Genomic DNA, 16164 nt, shown 5'->3' on the forward strand with positions numbered 1-16164 from the left:
CGCTGGCGGTGTGTGCTGTTCCACGGCTCACTCCGAGGGCAGGCGCGGCGGCGGGACGCGGTCGGGCGGGAAGTCGAGCAGACGCTCCAGGCAGATGTGGGACTCCGAGCCGAGCGTGGGAGCGAACCGGCTGCCGGCGCGGTTGAGGTATGGGCGGAGGCTGGCGTAGTAGGCGCCGAAACTGCCGTCGTCGTTCCGCGACGCCCAGACCCGGTACATGGAATTGACCCGATTGAGGTCGATGAGCCGGACTTGTATTTCCACTGGGAAGTCGGAGTAGTCGGTGTATGACATAGATCGCCCCGTCGTGAACTGGGTTTCTGCTGACACAACCAGCCTCCCGGGGATGTTCCGCGCAGCCTAGGAAACGGACAGTCTCGGGAATGGATTGGGGCCACCGGTCCCACGAATGTCCTTGATTTGTGTCAGGCTTGTCCTATGAACCGAGATTCGTGGAAGCCCTTCGGCGAGGAGCTGCGGATACGGAGGAAGGAGCTCGGGCTATCCGTTCAGGACGCAGCTGATGCGACGGGAGTGACTCCGTCACTTGTCCGCAAGCAGGAGTCCGGCGACCGGAGCGTGTCCAAGCGGTCCGCTGAGAACCTCGACGAGCTGTACCAGGCGAACGGGTCGGTAATGCGCTCCTGGTCGGCCGTCCAGAAAAGCAGTGGAAACCCGGAATGGTGGAGAAAGGTCGAGGAGTCGGAGCGGCGTGCCGCGGAGATCCGTATGTCTCACCCGACCCTCATACCGGGGGCACTCCAGACGGAAAAGTACACTGCCGAGATCTTCCGGGTCCTCGCACCGTTGGACGGCCCTGAGACTCAGCGAGAACACGTCCTACGCAAGGCGAAGCGAGCGACTCAGATGACCTCGGCGGGACTTCCGCGCCTTTGGGCCGTGATCCCCGAACTGGTGGTCACACGGCCGACCGGAGGAGCCGGGGTGATGCTGGAACAATGCGAGCATCTGCTCAAGCTGATCCGGGAAGACCGGGTGCGCATCCAAGTGATCGGCGAATCGGTGCCGGTGCAACCAGGCGCAGGCGGCGCCTACAGGATCTTGGGGTTCGCGTCCCATCGATCGGTCCTGTGGGTCGAGCACTCCAGCGGCGCCGTCATCATCGACGATCAAGCGGAAGTTCGACGCCACGAAATCCTGTTCGGGGAGCTTCAGGGTTGGGCGTACTCTCCGATTGACAGTCGAGAGGTGATCGAGGAAGCGAGAGATCGACATGGACAGGCAATGGCGTAAGTCCAGCTACAGCGGCGTGCGGAACGAGTGCGTCGAGGCCCGTGTCTCCGATACGGAAACCTCCGCCCAGCTAAGAGACACCCGACACCGCGACCACGGCCCCCTCACCTTCCCCCACCACGAGTGGGCCGCCTTCGTCGCCGAACTCCCCTCCCTCTAAACCCCCGAACCGCCCGCCACGGCCCCCGACACCTCCTGCCGGGGGCTTTCTCCTTCGGTTCGGCGCTCTCTGCCCGCCTCTGCTAAAGTCCTCGGTTCCGGCGTCCCGGACCTGCCCCGCAGGGCCGTGCCATGAACTCGATCCTGCGAGGAGGGCACGGCACGGTGCGGGTGTATGTCGCGGTGTTCGGCCACGGGCTGCGCCGGTTCTCGGAATACCGCGCGGCCACGGCCGCCGGGGTCTTCACCAACAGCGTCTTCGGCGCGATCAACGCCATGGTGCTGCTGGCCGTCTTCGCCGCCCAGCCGCGCATCAACGGATACACCGCCGCCGACGCCGTCACCCAGGTCTACGTCGCCCAGGCGCTCATCGGCCCCACCGCGATCATGGGCCCGCCGCTGGAGCTGTCCCAGCGCATCCGCACCGGCGACGTCGCCGTCGACCTGCTGCGCCCGGCCCATCCCCTGCTGTGGTTCCTGGCCCAGGACCTGGGCCGCGCCGCCTACTCCGCGGTGTTTCGCAGCGTGCCCACCTTCTCCGTGGGGATCGTGCTGTTCCCGCTGGTGCTTCCGCCCGATCCCCTGCGCTGGGCGGCCGCCGCGGCCGCTCTGGCTCTGGCGTCGCTCGTGGGGTTCGGGCTGCGCTACCTCTACGCGATTGCCGGGTTCTGGATCCTCGACACCCGCGGCGTCGACTCGCTGGGCGCGCTGCTGGGGCCGTTCTGCTCGGGGATGGTTCTGCCCCTGGTGCTGTTCCCGGAGGGGTTGGCGGCCCTCCTGCGAGCGCTGCCGTGGTCGGCGCTGGTGCAGGTGCCCGCCGAGATCCTGCTCGGCAAGGAGACGCTGCCGGGCGGTAGCACGGCGGGCGGCCTGCTGTTCCAGGCGGCGTGGGCGGCGGTCCTGCTGGGCCTCGGCGCGGCGCTGACCGCGCGCGGCACCCGCCGGGTCGCGGTGCAGGGCGGGTGAGTCCGTGCTGACCTACCTGCGCCTGGCCTGGACGTGGTCGCGCGCCCTCGCCCAGTACCCGGCCTCGCTCGCGATGCTCACGGCCGCCCAGGCCGCGGCCACCGCCGCCGAACTGTGCGCCGTGCTGTTCGTGTTCGGCCACACCGAGCGCCTGGCCGGGTTCACGCTGCACGAGGCGCTGCTGGTCTACGGGCTGGCCGCGCTGGCGTTCTCGCTGGCCGACACGCTGCTCGGCTCGGTCGACCGGCTGGGCGAGCACATCCGCGCGGGGTCGTTCGACGTGATGCTCGTACGGCCGGTGCCCGCGCTGGTGCAGATCGCCACCGACGGCTTCTCGCCGCGCCGCCTCGGCAAGACCGTGCCGAGCGCGGCCGCGCTGGGGTGGGCGCTGTGGGAGTTGCCGATCGACTGGACCCCGTTGCGTGTCGCGGCGCTCCCGGCCTTCGTCGTCTCGGGCACGGTCGTGTGCTGCTCGATCTGGGTGATCGGCGCCTGCCTGCAATTCGCGGTCGTCGACGCCCGCGAGGTCGCCAACTCGGTGACCTACGGCGGGCAGGCGCTGACGCAATACCCGCTGGCGGTCTACGGCCGCGACGCGGCGCGGGCGTTCACCTTCGTGGTGCCGCTGGCGTTCGTGAGCTGGCAGCCGGCGCTGTACCTGCTGGACCGCCCCGATCCGCTGGGCATGGGGGCGTGGCTGCGGGCGGCCCCGCCGGGTGTCGCCGTCGGCCTCGCCCTCCTCGCCGCCGCCGTGTGGCGCTCGGGCGTGCGCCGCTACCGATCGACAGGGAGCTGAGACACCGTGAACGCCGCGATCGAGGCCGAGGGCCTGGGCAAGACCTTCACCGTGGCCGAGGGGCCGCTGCTGCGCCGCCGCCGGCGCCGCGTCGGCGCCGTGGGCGGGGTGTCCTTCGACGTGGCACCCGGCGAGATCGTGGGCTACCTGGGCCCCAACGGCGCCGGCAAGTCGACCACCATGAAAATGCTCACCGGCATTCTCGCTCCCAGCGCGGGCCGGCTGCGGGTGCACGGCCTGGAGCCCGCGGCGCAGCGCACGGCGCTGGCGCGGCGGATCGGGGTGGTCTTCGGCCAGCGCACCACGCTGTGGTGGGACCTGCCGCTGCGCGACAGCCTCGCGCTGACGCGGCACCTCTACCGGGTGCCCAGGGCCGACCACCGCCGCCGCCTGGCCGAGCTCACCGAGGTGCTGGAGCTGTCGGAGTTCCTGGCCACTCCGGTGCGCCAGCTCAGCCTGGGCCAGCGCATGCGGGGCGACCTCGCCGCGGCGCTGCTGCACGATCCGCGGCTGCTGGTCCTGGACGAGCCCACCATCGGGCTGGACGTGGTGAGCAAGTCGGCCATCCGGGACTTCCTGCTGCGGCTCAACGCCGAACGGGGCACCACCATCCTGCTCACCACCCACGACCTGGGCGACGTGGAGCGGCTGTGCCGCCGCGTGATGGTGATCGACAGCGGACGGCTGGCCTTCGACGGCGACCTGGCCGGGCTGCACGCGGCCGCCCCGCTGCCGCGGACGCTGGTGGTGGACCTGGAGAGGGCGGGTGCGCCGATCGAGGTGGACGGCGCGCGCACGGCGGCCGTCGAGGGACCGCGCCAATGGTTGGAGCTGCACGGGAACCCGGCGAACGTGGTCGCCGAGGTGACGGCCCGCCACCGGGTCGCCGACATCACGCTGCAAGAACCCGACATCGAGGAGGTTGTCCGGCGAATCTATGCCGGAGCGTGACGGCGACGGTGTGTCACTGAGACTTCACCAGAGCGTGATCATAACCTCGTCCTGCGGCCATAACGGGACCGGAGCATCACCTGCGGACATACCGCCCAACCGCAGAACGACCCTGCTGGAGGTCTGCCTTGTCCGTCACCACGAGACGCCTTCCCGCCACCTCCGCATCGCCTTCAACCCGGTCGCGCATGGCGCGCAGGCGCTTCCTGGGCATCGGCTCGGCCTCGGCGGCGGCCGTCGCGCTGGGCACCGGGGTGTTCTCCGCCACCGCTTCGGCCCAACCCGGCGCACCGAAGGGCGACTACCCGTTCACCCTCGGCGTCGCCTCCGGCGAACCCGCCGAGGACGGCGTCGTGCTGTGGACCCGCCTGGCCCCCGACCCGCTGGCCGCCGACGGCAAGGGCGGCATGCCGCCCCGCGAGGTCACCGTGGAGTACCAGGTGGCGCTGGACTCCCGCTTCCGCCGGATCGTGCACTGCGGCAGCGCCGTCGCCGGACCCGAGCTCGGCCACTCGGTGCATCCCGAGATCTCCGGCCTGTCGCCGGGCCGGGAGTACTACTACCGCTTCCGCGCGATGGGCGATGTCAGCCCCGTCGGCACCACCCGCACCGCTCCCCCGGCGTCGTCGATGGCCGGCTCCGTGTCCTTCGCGTTCGTCTCGTGCCAGAAGTGGGACCACGGCCACTACACCGCCTACGAGCACCTCGCCGAGGAGGACCTGGACCTGGTGCTGCACCTGGGCGACTACATCTACGAGTACCCCATCGAGGGCGACCTGCGCGGCGGCGTCCCCGGCCACCTGCTCGTCGAGACCACCCGGCTGAAGCACTACCGGGTGCGCTACGCCCTCTACAAGCTGGACGAGCACCTGCAGAACGCCCACGGCCGCTTCCCCTGGCTGGTCACACCGGACGACCACGAGATCGACAACAACTGGGCCAACGACCTGTCCCAGGGCGGCGACCCGCGCGCGGCGTTCCTGAGCCGGCGCGCCGACGCCTTCCAGGCCTACTACGAGAACATGCCGCTGCGGCGCTCCTCGATGCCCGTCGGACCCGACATGGGCCTGCACCGGCGCATCGGCTACGGGCGCCTGGCCGACTTCACCATGCTCGACACCCGCCAGTACCGCGACAACCAGGCCTGCAGCGGGCGGTTGGAGGACGACTGCGACGCGCGCTTCGACCCCTCCCGCAGCATCCTCGGCGAGCGCCAGCGCGACTGGCTGCTCAACGGCTTCGGCGACTCGCCGGCGCGCTGGCAGGTGCTGGGCAACCAGTCGCCCATGACCCAGACCGACAACAACCCGGGCTCGGGCACCAGCGTGTGGATGGACCCCTGGGACGGCTACGCCGCCGACCGCGAGCGGGTGCTCGACGCCGCGGTCCAGCGGGGCGTGCGCAACCTGGTGGTGGTCACCGGCGACCGGCACCAGAACTACGCGGCCGATCTGAAGGCAGACTACCGCGACGAGAACGCGCCGACGGTGGCGACCGAGTTCGTGGGCACCTCGGTCTCGACCAACGGCGACGGCGAGGACCTCGGCGCCGACGGTCAGCGCTTCCTGAAGGCCAACCCGCACTTCGCCTTCATCAACGAGCAGCGCGGCTATGTGCGCTGCACCCTGACTCCCGAGCAGTGGCAGACCGACTTCCGGGTGGTGTCCTACGTGACCCGCCCGGGCGCACCCGTGTCGACGCGGGCGAGCTTCGTGGTCGAGGACGGCACCCCGGGTGTGACGGCGCAGCCGTGATCCGCCCGGTGCACCGCGCCGGTCCCGCCGCCGAAGGCCCCCCGCGTGTTGCGGAGGCCGCCGCGGCGTGCGGGGCGGGGCGGGCGCCGGTGGGCGGGCGGCTCACCCCCGGGCGCCCGCGGACCCCTCCCCCTGCTGCGGCCGGCCCAGGACGCGGGCGGTGAAGTCGGCGAGGTCCGCCCGCAGCCGCTCCCGGGAGAGGCCCTGCCGGCCGGCCAGGTGGTCGACCAGGTCGGCGCGGACCGCGGCGAGCAGAGCGTGGGCCGCGAAACCGCCGTCGCCGAAGCCGGGGACGGCTTCCAGCATGCCGCGGATGAGGCCGTGCGCCCGGTCGTAGTGCGCCGCGCTGTAGGGGCTGTCGGATCCGACCGCCTCAAGCGCCACGGACAGGTGGCGGTTGTCCAGCTTGAGGCACAGGAGCGCGTCGAGCACCGCGGGCACGCGTTCGGCCGGCGGGGTGCCGGGGCCGAGGGGGGCGGGGCCTTCGGCGACGGCGCGCAGCACCGGTGCGGACCGGGCCTCGTAGAGCGCGCGGATCAGGCCGGTGCGGTCGCCGAAGCCGCGGAAGAGGGTCCCTTTGCCGACTCCGGCGGCGGCGGCGATCTCGGCCATGGTCACCTCGTCCGGGTCGGCGCAGCGGGCGAAGAGGCCGTCGGCCGCCGCAAGCACCGCTTCACGGTTGCGCGCGGCGTCCGCGCGGGGTTTGCGTTCGGGCACGGGTCTCCTCCGGTTGCAAAAGCGGACCTTTGGTCCGTATAGTCATTCTATACGGACCGCCGGTCCGCATAATATCGGAAGGAATCCCATGGTGACCGCACACAGCCCCGCGGCGGAGCTGGCCCGCCGCAGCGTGCGACTGCTGACCGCCAACGACTTCGCCGCCTGGGTCGACCTCTGGGCCGACGACGGCGTGCTGGAGTTCCCCTTCGCTCCCGCCGGATGGCCGCGGCGGCTGGAGGGCAGGGCCGCGATCGCCGACTACATGAGCGGCTACGGCGACCACATCGAGATCCAGGACATTCCCCGCCTCGAGATCCACCGGACCACCGACCCCGCCACGGCCGTCGTCGAGATGCACAGCACCGGGCGGCTGGTGCGGACCGGCGCCCCGTTCGAAGCGGACTACATCATGGTGCTCGCGGTCGCCGGCGGACGGATCGCACACGCCCGCGACTACTGGAACCCGCTGATGCTCTCCAGTGACGGCGGCGCGGCCGACTTCCTGCAGGGCTCCCGGTGACCGGCGGCTCCGCCGTACTCGTCGTCGGCGCCACCGGTACGACCGGCAGCCGCCTCACCGCCCGGCTGACCGCGCAGGGGGTCCGGGTGAAGGCGGCCGGCCGCAGCGCCGCCGACGTCGCCGGCGCCCCCGGCGTCCGTTTCGACTGGTACGACCCCGCGGGCCACGAGGACGCGCTGCGCGGGGCGGACCGCGTCTACCTCGTCCCGCCGGTCGGCGCGACCGAGCCCGCCGCGATCATGCTGCCCTTCCTGGAGCGGGCGCGTGCGGCGGGCGTGCGGCGCGCCGTCCTGCTCAGCTCCTCTGCGCTGCCCTCCGGCGGCCCCGCCGCCGGGCGGGTGCACGCGGTGCTGCCGGAACTGTTCGACGAGTGGGCGGTGCTGCGACCGTCGTGGTTCATGCAGAACCTCACCGGCGACCACGTGCACGCGCGCAGCATCCGCGAGTCGGGTGAGATCCTGACGGCGACGGGCGGGGGCCGGGTGGGGTTCGTCGACGCCGACGACATCGCGGCCGTCGCCGCCCGCGGGCTGACCGACGAGCGCGCGCCGGACACCGACCTGGTCGTCACCGGCCCCGAGGCGCTGAGCTACGCCGATGCGGCCGCCGTGCTGTCCGAGGAGACCGGGCGCGCCGTCGTCCACCGGCCGCTGAGCTACGAACAGATGCGCGACCGCCTTGTGCGGGAGGCGCCGCACATGCCGCCCGCGTTCGCCGAGGTGCTCGCCGGGCTCGACGCGGCGATCGCCGAGGGCGCCGAGGACCGCACGACTGACACCGTGGAGCGGGTCACCGGGCGGCCGCCCCGCGGTTTCCGCACCCATGTGCGGCGGAACGCGGCGCGTCTGCGCTGAGGCGCGCAGCGGGCGCCCGGTCCGCGGCCGGGGTCGGGCACGCGGCGGCGGGCGCGGGGGTCAGCCGGCCCGCTCGGCCGAGCGGGCGGCATGGGCGGCGGGCGCGCCCTCCCAGCCGGCCACGCGCGAGGGGTCCAGGTTGAGCAGGTCCAGCGTGCTCGCGCCGGCGGCCAGGGCGTCGACCATGCGCTGTTCAGCGGCGACCGCCTCGACCGTGTCGGCCACGATCGCCGTGGCCCGCCCGCGCGGCAGGCACACGGTGCCGTCGTCGTCGGCCACGATCCAGTCGCCGCGGCGCACAGGCACGGGCGTGCGGCCGTTGTCGAGCCGGACCTCGCGCCCGACCTCGCCTCCGGCTTCATGGACCGGCGCGCGCACCGACACGCCGGCGCTGACCACCGGGACTCCGGAGCGGGCGAGGGCGGCGACGTCGCTGACGCAGCCGTCGACGACGATCCCGCTGATGCGGCGCATGCGGGCCGCCACCGCCAGGATCTCGTCGACGTAGCCGTACTCGGGCTCGCCGGAGGCGTCCACCACCAGGGCGGTCTCGGGCGGGGCCTGGGCCACGGCCACGTGGAGCGCGAGGTTGTCGCCGGGCGCGCAGCGCACGGGGAGCGCCGTGGCGGCGAAGGACGCCCCGGGCCAGACCGCGAAGAGGTGGGCCCCCAGCGGTCGGGCACCGCACCGTGTCAGCGCGGCAGTGCCCATCGCAGTCATGGTGTCCGCAAGCGCCACGTCAGCCTCCCATTGCAAGCGCGCCTCGCGGGCCGCTGCGCCTCATCGCACCCGGCGGGGCCCGTCCCCGGCCGCGGGCGGCGCTGCCGGGGAGAGCCGGGGCTCTCCGCTGCGACCCGACTGCTCTTATACTCATGGGTAACTTAACCGGCACGCAAGACGTGTGAAGCGGAAAATACAAAAAAGCGCTACCGGCGGTTACACGCTCCGACCTCCACCGCCGGACGCGCGCAGGCCCGCCACAGCGTCGAGCGCGGCGCGTGCTGCGCCCGCGTCGTGCACGCGGAACACCCGCGCGTCCTGCCATGCCGAGACCGCCAGCGCCGCCAGCGTGCCCGGCCCTCGCTGCTCGACGGGCGCGTCCAGGGTCTCGCCGATGAAGTCCTTGTTGGAGACCGCGACCAGGACCGGCCACCCCGTGGCGGCCAGTTCGCCCATCCGGCGGGTCAGCTCCAGCGAGTGGTAGGTGTTCTTGCCGAAGTCGTGGGTGGGGTCGATCAGCACCCGGTCTGGGCGCACGCCCAGCGCGACGGCGCGGCGCGCCAGCCCCGTGACGGTCTCCAGGACGTCGGCGACCACGTCGGCGTAGTGCACCCGGTGCGGATCGGTGCGCGGCGCCAGGCCGCCGGTGTGGCTGCACACAAGCCCGGCTCCGGCCTCGGCCGCCACGCGGGCCAGGTCGGGGTCGGCGCCGGCCCAGGTGTCGTTGACCAGGTCGGCGCCCGCCTCAGCGCAGGCGCGGCCCACCTCGGCGCGCCAGGTGTCGACCGAGATGACCACCTGCGGGTGGCGTGCGCGCAGCTCGGCCACGAACGGGGCGGTGCGCCCGATCTCCTCGGCGGCGCCCACGTGGGCGCCGTGGCCGGCCTTGACGCCTCCGACGTCGACGATGTCGGCGCCGCTCGCCACGGCGGCGTCGGCCGCGGCGAGCGCTGCGCCCCAGTCGTAGGTGGCCCCGCGGTCGTAGAAGGAGTCGGGTGTGCGGTTGACCACCGCCATCACCGCGTGGCTGCCCGGGCCGAACTCGCGTCCGCGCAGACGCAGCACCCCTCCCGGCGCCGCCTCGTCGCTCATCGCCCCCCGCTGCCAACCGTGTGCCCGCGTACCGGCGCGCCCGCCGGCCGCACCGCCGCCGCTGCGCCCCTCCGGCGCGGACGCGTCCCCGCCGCGAAGCCGCTCGCGGCGGGGACGGCCGGAACCCGGTGCGCGGGCGCCGGAGCGCTCAGGCGACCGGTGCGGCGTCGCCGCCGTAGCGCTCCTTGGTCACCGCGAGATGCTCCCAGGTCTCGACGTAGGTCACGTCCGAGCAGGCGCGTACGGCCTCCAGGGCCTCCACAAGCGCGGGCCGGTCGGCGGCGCTGGCCGAACCGATGACGTCGTAGCGCCCGAAACCCGTCGCGAGGAAGGAGACCCCTGACAGGCTACCGAGCCGCGCCGCCACCGCGCCCGAATCGCCGCGGCAGCGCAGGCCGAAGCCCACCTGCTCGCTGGCGCCCACCGCGGCGGGTTCGGCGATGGCCGTGACGTGGATGACGCCGGCGTCGATCAGCCGCACCACGCGCGAGCGGGCGGCCGCCTGCGAAAGGCCGACCCTGCGGGCCAGCTCGGCGTAGGACGCGCGCCCGTCGCGCTGGAGGTGGCGGACCAGCCGCCAGTCCAGCGGGTCGATCGAGACGTCGCGCAGCTCGCGAACGCTGCTGTAGGCGTCCTTGGCGATCTGCCCGCCGCGGAAGGCCTCGGCGCCGGTGACCCCGCTCAGCGAGCGGAGCACCCCCAGCTCCTTGGCCAGGGCCTCGTCGTCGCGGACCCTGACGTGGGCCACCACCGGGAAGCGCCCGGCGGCCTGCGCGGCGAAGACCACCGCCTCGCGCTCGGCCAGCTCCTCCAGCAGCGGGCCCACGGGGCCCGAGACGCGAAAGGATATGTGTGCGAACACCTCCATCCCCAATACACCGGCGTGCAGCACTCCCACGATCCGGATGGCGCCGGCGCCGACGAGCTGCTTGACGCGCGCCCGCACCGCTGTCCGGGACAGCCCCACTCCGTCGGCGAGTGCCTGGTATGTCGCTCTTCCGTCCCCCTGCAGCGCCCTGATCAGCGCCGCGTCGACCGCATCGAGCACGATTGCATGCCTTTCCCTCACATGACGGCGCCCATTCCCCCCGGGCGCCGCCCCCTCCTGCGGCCAGATCATGGCAGTTGTTGCGACGGTTAACTACTGATCACGAAAGAAACAAGGACGACTTTGGCCGTCCATCCCCGGAGATCCGGACAACGAGCCGGGTATACCGACATCCCGGACACGTAACAAACATGCCGTGGTCGGACCCTCGTGTGCGAACAACTCCGGCAAAGCGAGACACTGATCTGCGGCATGTTCGGCGCCGTGCGCGGTAGGAGAAGGGCGACGTCCCACCGCCCCATGATCCGTACCGTCGACGGCGCCTCGGGGACGGGGCAGTGAGAAGGGGAGTCCATGGCATACAAGGGAGATCCGCCGGACCGAGGCGCGTCCGAGTTCGCCTCCCGGCCCGCGAGCACCTGGCGGGCGCTGCTGTGGACCGCCGGATCGCTGCCCCTGCCCGGCCTGGCCCACCTGCGCATGCGGCGGCGCCTCGCGGGGGGGATCATCCTGGGCTGCTATCTGGTGCTGGTCGCCGCGGGCGCCGCGGGGGCCTTCGCGGTCAACGGCGACGCCATGCGCGGAGCGCAGCTCGCGGTTCAGGGGCGCTGGCTGTTCACCGCGGCTGCGGCCGCCTTCGCGATCGCGGTGCTGTGGATGACGGTGATCGTGCACTCGTGGGTCATCCTGCGGCCACCGGGCTCGCGCATGCTCGTCCGCGCAACGGGCGGTGTCGTGGTTCTGGCACTGTGCCTGGCGGTGGCCGTCCCGGCGGCGGCCGTGCTGCGCACCGCCTACACCGCATACGACACGATCAACTCCGTGTTCGGCCCCGAGCCCGAGGGCGAGCCGCACGACGAGGCCGACCCGTGGACCGGGCGCGACCGGGTGAACGTGCTGCTGCTGGGCGGCGACGCCGGGAGCAACCGCTACGGGCTGCGCACCGACTCGATGATGGTCGCCAGCATCGACGTGCACCACGGCGACGTGGTCCTGATCGGCCTGCCGCGCAACCTGGAGAACGCGCAGTTCCCGGAGGGGACGGCGCTGGCCGAGCGGTACCCGCCGCCCTACGGCTTCGACGAGCTGCTCAACGAGGTGTACCAGACGGTCGCCGACAACCCGAAGAAGCTGGCGATCGACCCGTCGGCCCAGGACCCGGCGGCCGACACCCTCAAGCGCGTCATCGGCAACCTCGTCGACCTGGATCTGGACTACTACGCGCTGGTGGACATGCGGGGTTTCGCGTCGCTGATCGACGCGATCGGCGGCATCGACGTGCACATCGACGAGCCCATCCCCTACGGCCAGGAGGGCGGCGTCCTGGAGAAGGGCGACCAGCACCTCGACGGCTACGAGGCGCTGTGGTACGGCCGCAGCCGCACCAACAGCGACGACTACGCGCGCATGGGCCGCCAGGGCTGCCTGCTGATGTACGTCGCCGAGCAGACCGAGCCGACCACGGTGCTGACCAGCTTCCAGGAGCTGGCGGGCGCCACCAAGAAGACGCTGCGCACCGACATCCCCCAGTCCAAGGCGCCGGCCTTCATCGACCTGGCCGACCTGACCACCGACGAGGGGCGGATGGCGACGCTGCAGCTTTCCCCGCCCCAGGTCAACACCGCCCACCCCGACTGGAAGAACATCCGCTCGCTGATCGCCGACGCCATCAGCGAGCAGGAGGACGCCCAGTCGGCCCGGCAGGAGGCCGAGGACGGCGGCGACGACGCGGTCCCCTCGTCCTCGCCGTCTGCCAGCGGCGCTGCCGACGAGCAGACCGGCGGCGGTGCCGACGAGCAGACCGAGTGGCAGGAGTACACCGGCCTGGACGAGCCCTCCCCGCCCCCCGGCCGCCAGGTCGGCGAGGACGCCACCGCGCTGGACGCGCTCTGCCCCTGACACGCGCCGCGCCCCGGGCCGCCGGCCGAGCCCGCGCCGTCGATCTTGTAGCTATCGCAAACGGAAATCGTTTTCCTTCACGATAGCTACAAGATCGGCGGGTTCCGCATCAGCGGTCGAGGGAGGAGAACCTCCCGTAGCGGCCCCGCTGGTAGAGCAGCGGGCGGCCGTCCTCGGGCGAGACGCGCGCCTGAGCGACGCGGCCGACGACGAGCCAGTGGTCGCCGACTGCAAGCACGTCGTGCTTGCGGCAGAGCAGGTGGCCGATCGCGCCCTGCAGCAGCGGCAGGGCGTCGGGGCCGCGGTCCCAGCGCGCGGGCGGAGCGAACCGGTCGACTCCGCGGGTGGCGAAGCGTGCGGCGACGTCCTGCTGGTGCTCGCCGAGGATGTTCACGGCGAAGCACGGCGCCTCGCGCAGGCCCGGCCACGTCGAGGAGGCGTCGCCGATGTAGAAGGAGACCAGGGGCGGGTCGAGGCTCACACTGGTGAAGGAGGTCGCGGTGACCCCGACCGGTCCTTGCGGCGCCTCGGCGGTCACGACCACCACGCCCGCGGCGTGCGCCCCCATGACGCGGCGGAACCCGTCAGCGGCGACCGCGCCCTCCTGCGGGAGCCGCTCCGACCGCCAGGACTCCGAGCCGGCTTCCGCCTCCGCCGATCTGCGCAACGCGTCTCCATCCGTGGTCCGGGCCTTCGTGGTGGGCGTTTCCCTCGGCCGCCGTTGCAGACGTCCTACGTCCGGTCAGCTTCCCGCGCAGGCGCGCTATTCCCGCGGGACCCTCCATGTGCGCAGGTTCTCACACGCCGGCCCGGCGGCCTCGGGCCGGCTCTGCCGGCCCGACGCCGGGCACTCGTCACCGCGGGTGGCCGATTTCGCTCACAGCGAAACTCCGCGGCACCGGACCGCGGCAACGGGCAGCCCCGCACGTAGGCGGTCCCGCACCCGCGCCGCCGCCACTCGGCGGTGACGCGCCGCAGCCGACGGGAGCGCGACTTCACTCCCCCCGGCGGGCTAAAGTCCGGAATATGCCCGCACGCACCTCCCGAGGCCTCCGCGTCCTGGTGGTCCTGGCGGTCTTGGCGCTGTGCGGAGGCGGCTTGGCGGCGGCCGGCCCCTGGCTGCTGGCACGCTCGGGGATCGACGGGACGGCGCTGCCCTGGGCCGCCCCCTGCTCGGTGGACACCGCCGACGGCACGGTCATGCTGACGCTGGAGGAGGCGCGCCTGGCCACCACGGCGGTGGCGCTGCGGGCCCGCGGCGCCGAGGCGCCCGACACCTCGGGCATCGACAGCGCGGCGCTCCAGCGGCTGCGCAACGGCCCACCCGGTGAGCCAGGACCCAGCTTGACCTGCCGCGTCTCCTCTCCCGAAGGGCTGCAGAAGCAGGAGCTGACACAGAGCGGGCTGACGCCGCGCGCCCAGGATGTGCTCGACTCCGTGACCGAGGTGTTCGGCACCATGAGCGTCGGCGGCTACGAGCCCGGCGGCATCTCCAGCGGGCACGGCGAGGACTCGGCGCACTACGAGGGCCGCGCCGTCGACTTCTTCTACCGCCCGGTCAGCGAGGAGAACAGGCGCGAGGGGTGGCTGCTGGCGCACTGGCTGGTCGCCCACGCCGAGGACCTGCACGTCGCCAACGTGATCTTCGACGACGAGATCTGGAACTCCCGCGGCTCGCGCGGCGGCTGGTGGCCCTACGACGCCCCCGCCCCCGGCAACGCGATCCTGCGCCACCTCGACCACGTCCACGTGGACGTCTGGGAGGGCGGGTAGGCGGCGGGCCGGGTCGGCTCGGGACCGGCCCGCCGCTGTCGGGTGCGCGCTCCGGGCGCCGGGGGCGCGCACCGCACCGCCTCCGGCGTCGCGCTCAGATCCCGGCGGAGACGGCGGGCTCGTCCGCGGGCGCCTGCCGGGGAACGCCTTCGGCGCCGCCCCGGGCTCGCGTGCGCGCGACCCGCGCCGCCACAGCGAGCGGGGCCAGGGCCGCCACCGCCACGAGGCCGGCGGCAACGGCGAGCGCACTCATCCCGGCGGCCTCGATGACACCGCCGCCGACGATTCCGCCCAGGCCCATGCCCAGCCACACCACGGAGACGTTGAACGCCACCACCGAGCCGGCGGCCTCGGGCGCCGCGTCGAGCAGCTTGGCCTGCACGGCGGGCAGGACGCCCCAGCCGCCCAGGCCCCACAGGGCCAGCGCCGTTCCGGTGAGCACGGGCGAGCCGCCGACCAGAGGCAGCGCGATCAGTCCCGCACCCAGCAGCGTCAGCGCGATCAGCATCGCCCAGACGGCGCCGATGCGGTCGGTCACCCAGCCGGCGGCGGTGTTGCCCAGCGACCCGGCGACGCCGTAGACCACCAGCAGGACGCTCACGGTCTCGGGGGCGGGGTCGCCCACGTGCGACAGCAGCGGGACCGCGAACGTGTAGGCGGTGAAGTCGCTGACGGAGGCCAGCAGGGAGACCGCCAGCACGGCGGGGACGAGCACGCCCTTCAGCGCGCCGAACCCGGTGCGCAGCGGAACCCGGGGCACGCCGCCGGTACGGGGCAGCGCCCGCAGCGTGGCCAGCGCGCCCACGCACAGCAGGCCGATGCATGCGTAGACGCCCTGGTGGCCGAGCGGGCCGGCGAGCACCACGCCGGCGGGCACACCCAGCACCGTGGCCAGCGTGGACCCGGTCACCACCAGCGCGACGGCGCTGCCGCGCCGGTGCAGGGGTGCCAGGTCGGCGGCCATCACGATGGCGGCGGGGGCGTAGAGCGCGGCTCCGGCGGCCGCGAGCACCCGGGCGGCCGCCAGGGTCGCGAAGCCGGGCGCGAGCGCGGTGAGCACGTTGCCGACAGCGGACAGCACGAGCGCGGCGGCCAGCAGCCGCCGCCGGTCGCCGTGCCCGAACAGCGCCGAGAGCACGGGCGCGGCCAGGCCGTAGGTGAGCGCGTAGACGGTGACGAGCTGCCCGGCCGCAGAGACCGCCACGCCGGTATGGGAGGCGACGTCGGCGAGCATTCCGGCGATGACGTAGGCACCGGTGGCGACGGCGAAATTACCCAGTGCGAGGGAGAGGATCCTCACCGGCATGGCAGCTCCTGCGGACAGTGGAGAACGGCGGGTTGAAGGCGCGGTGCTTCCGCCGGGAGCGCACCGGGGCGCGCCGCAGTGCCCGGTCCGGCTGTATTCGGGCATGCCGAACAAGCCGACGGGTCAGCGCCGACGAGCCACCGGTTTCCGGGCAGGCTGAACGGACCCGGAACCCGCGCCGCGAAAAGCGACCGGATTCGGGCATGACCCGCCGGGGTTACGCACCGGTTGCGGATATGGGGTGTGCGGAGAACGCCGCTGAGCGGACACGGTCCGATGCGTTCCGCTCGGCCGAGGGGCCGACCGAGCGGGACGTCGCTACCCGTGGACGGCACACGCGTGTGCGCCGCCT

General features: G+C 73.0%; 17 protein-coding genes. 10 read left to right on the forward strand and 7 right to left on the reverse strand.

Going from position 1 to position 16164, the window contains the following annotated elements; genetic code table 11:
* Nucleotides 1-27 precede the first annotated feature (27 nt).
* A complete protein-coding gene (locus RM446_RS11680; protein WP_311545250.1) occupies nucleotides 28-294 on the reverse strand; it encodes a hypothetical protein in 267 nt (88 codons plus the stop codon).
* Between the two features lie 144 nt (nucleotides 295-438).
* Between RM446_RS11680 and RM446_RS11685 the strand changes: the two genes are divergently transcribed.
* From RM446_RS11685 to RM446_RS11710, 6 genes are all read left to right on the forward strand, one after another.
* Entirely contained in the window at nucleotides 439-1254 is an 816-nt protein-coding gene (locus tag RM446_RS11685; RefSeq protein ID WP_311545251.1) for a helix-turn-helix domain-containing protein, read from the forward strand.
* Nucleotides 1235-1414, forward strand: a complete 180-nt coding sequence (locus RM446_RS11690) for a DUF397 domain-containing protein (protein ID WP_311545252.1) — start codon at nucleotides 1235-1237, stop codon at nucleotides 1412-1414. The genes RM446_RS11685 and RM446_RS11690 overlap by 20 nt, the downstream gene beginning before the upstream one ends.
* Nucleotides 1415-1578: 164 nt before the next feature.
* Nucleotides 1579-2379, forward strand: coding sequence for an ABC transporter permease (locus RM446_RS11695; protein WP_311545308.1), 801 nt, complete (start codon nucleotides 1579-1581; stop codon nucleotides 2377-2379).
* A 4-nt stretch (nucleotides 2380-2383) separates the two neighbouring features.
* Nucleotides 2384-3175, forward strand: a complete 792-nt coding sequence (locus RM446_RS11700; RefSeq protein WP_311545253.1) for an ABC transporter permease — start codon at nucleotides 2384-2386, stop codon at nucleotides 3173-3175.
* Nucleotides 3176-3181: 6 nt separating this feature from the next.
* Nucleotides 3182-4126 carry an ABC transporter ATP-binding protein gene (locus RM446_RS11705; protein WP_311545254.1) on the forward strand — a complete coding sequence of 315 codons (945 nt, stop codon included), beginning with the start codon at nucleotides 3182-3184 and terminating at the stop codon, nucleotides 4124-4126.
* 188 nt (nucleotides 4127-4314) lie between these two features.
* Complete coding sequence (locus RM446_RS11710) at nucleotides 4315-5880, forward strand: alkaline phosphatase D family protein (protein ID WP_311545255.1); 1566 nt, start codon at nucleotides 4315-4317, stop codon at nucleotides 5878-5880.
* Between the two features lie 102 nt (nucleotides 5881-5982).
* Here RM446_RS11710 and RM446_RS11715 read toward each other — a convergent pair whose 3' ends face one another.
* Nucleotides 5983-6597, reverse strand: a complete 615-nt coding sequence (locus RM446_RS11715) for a TetR/AcrR family transcriptional regulator (RefSeq protein WP_311545256.1) — start codon at nucleotides 6595-6597, stop codon at nucleotides 5983-5985.
* An 88-nt stretch (nucleotides 6598-6685) separates the two neighbouring features.
* On the opposite strand from RM446_RS11715, the gene RM446_RS11720 reads away from it, so the two are divergent.
* Complete coding sequence (locus RM446_RS11720; RefSeq protein WP_311545257.1) at nucleotides 6686-7120, forward strand: nuclear transport factor 2 family protein; 435 nt, start codon at nucleotides 6686-6688, stop codon at nucleotides 7118-7120.
* Entirely contained in the window at nucleotides 7117-7974 is an 858-nt protein-coding gene (locus tag RM446_RS11725) for an NAD(P)H-binding protein (protein ID WP_311545258.1), read from the forward strand. Before RM446_RS11720 ends, RM446_RS11725 begins: the two co-directional genes overlap by 4 nt.
* Nucleotides 7975-8034: 60 nt before the next feature.
* Here the strand turns inward: RM446_RS11725 and RM446_RS11730 are convergent, their stop codons facing one another.
* The 3 genes from RM446_RS11730 to RM446_RS11740 form a co-directional block, all read right to left on the reverse strand.
* Entirely contained in the window at nucleotides 8035-8712 is a 678-nt protein-coding gene (locus RM446_RS11730; protein ID WP_398694992.1) for an RraA family protein, read from the reverse strand.
* A gap of 198 nt (nucleotides 8713-8910) precedes the next feature.
* Entirely contained in the window at nucleotides 8911-9786 is an 876-nt protein-coding gene (gene folP / locus RM446_RS11735) for a dihydropteroate synthase (protein WP_311545259.1), read from the reverse strand.
* Nucleotides 9787-9934: 148 nt separating this feature from the next.
* Complete coding sequence (locus tag RM446_RS11740) at nucleotides 9935-10834, reverse strand: Lrp/AsnC family transcriptional regulator (RefSeq protein ID WP_311545260.1); 900 nt, start codon at nucleotides 10832-10834, stop codon at nucleotides 9935-9937.
* Nucleotides 10835-11188: 354 nt separating this feature from the next.
* Here RM446_RS11740 and RM446_RS11745 point away from each other — a divergent pair, with 354 nt between their 5' ends.
* Complete coding sequence (locus RM446_RS11745; protein WP_311545261.1) at nucleotides 11189-12733, forward strand: LCP family protein; 1545 nt, start codon at nucleotides 11189-11191, stop codon at nucleotides 12731-12733.
* Between the two features lie 109 nt (nucleotides 12734-12842).
* Here the strand turns inward: RM446_RS11745 and RM446_RS11750 are convergent, their stop codons facing one another.
* Nucleotides 12843-13400: a flavin reductase family protein gene (locus RM446_RS11750; RefSeq protein WP_311545262.1), complete on the reverse strand. Its 558-nt coding sequence runs from the start codon at nucleotides 13398-13400 to the stop codon at nucleotides 12843-12845.
* Nucleotides 13401-13759: 359 nt separating this feature from the next.
* Here RM446_RS11750 and RM446_RS11755 point away from each other — a divergent pair, with 359 nt between their 5' ends.
* Complete coding sequence (locus RM446_RS11755; RefSeq protein ID WP_311545263.1) at nucleotides 13760-14506, forward strand: hypothetical protein; 747 nt, start codon at nucleotides 13760-13762, stop codon at nucleotides 14504-14506.
* 94 nt (nucleotides 14507-14600) lie between these two features.
* Here the strand turns inward: RM446_RS11755 and RM446_RS11760 are convergent, their stop codons facing one another.
* Nucleotides 14601-15812 (reverse strand): MFS transporter, encoded by a 1212-nt coding sequence (locus RM446_RS11760; RefSeq protein WP_311545264.1) that lies wholly within the window; start codon nucleotides 15810-15812, stop codon nucleotides 14601-14603.
* Between the last annotated feature and the right edge of the window lie 352 nt (nucleotides 15813-16164).

It is taken from the genome of Streptomonospora wellingtoniae (genome assembly GCF_031845375.1).
GTDB classification, from domain to species: Bacteria; Actinomycetota; Actinomycetes; order Streptosporangiales; family Streptosporangiaceae; genus Streptomonospora; species Streptomonospora wellingtoniae.

What these genes read in the sequence shown, in the direction of transcription:
- RM446_RS11680 (WP_311545250.1), bottom strand. Translation starts at nt 294, where the DNA reads ATGTCATACACCGACTACTCCGACTTCCCAGTGGAAATACAAGTCCGG.
- RM446_RS11685 (WP_311545251.1), top strand. Translation starts at nt 439, where the DNA reads ATGAACCGAGATTCGTGGAAGCCCTTCGGCGAGGAGCTGCGGATACGG.
- RM446_RS11690 (WP_311545252.1), top strand. Translation starts at nt 1,235, where the DNA reads ATGGACAGGCAATGGCGTAAGTCCAGCTACAGCGGCGTGCGGAACGAG.
- RM446_RS11710 (WP_311545255.1), top strand. Translation starts at nt 4,315, where the DNA reads ATGGCGCGCAGGCGCTTCCTGGGCATCGGCTCGGCCTCGGCGGCGGCC.
- RM446_RS11720 (WP_311545257.1), top strand. Translation starts at nt 6,686, where the DNA reads ATGGTGACCGCACACAGCCCCGCGGCGGAGCTGGCCCGCCGCAGCGTG.
- folP (WP_311545259.1), bottom strand. Translation starts at nt 9,786, where the DNA reads ATGAGCGACGAGGCGGCGCCGGGAGGGGTGCTGCGTCTGCGCGGACGC.
- RM446_RS11745 (WP_311545261.1), top strand. Translation starts at nt 11,189, where the DNA reads ATGGCATACAAGGGAGATCCGCCGGACCGAGGCGCGTCCGAGTTCGCC.
- RM446_RS11755 (WP_311545263.1), top strand. Translation starts at nt 13,760, where the DNA reads ATGCCCGCACGCACCTCCCGAGGCCTCCGCGTCCTGGTGGTCCTGGCG.
- RM446_RS11760 (WP_311545264.1), bottom strand. Translation starts at nt 15,812, where the DNA reads ATGCCGGTGAGGATCCTCTCCCTCGCACTGGGTAATTTCGCCGTCGCC.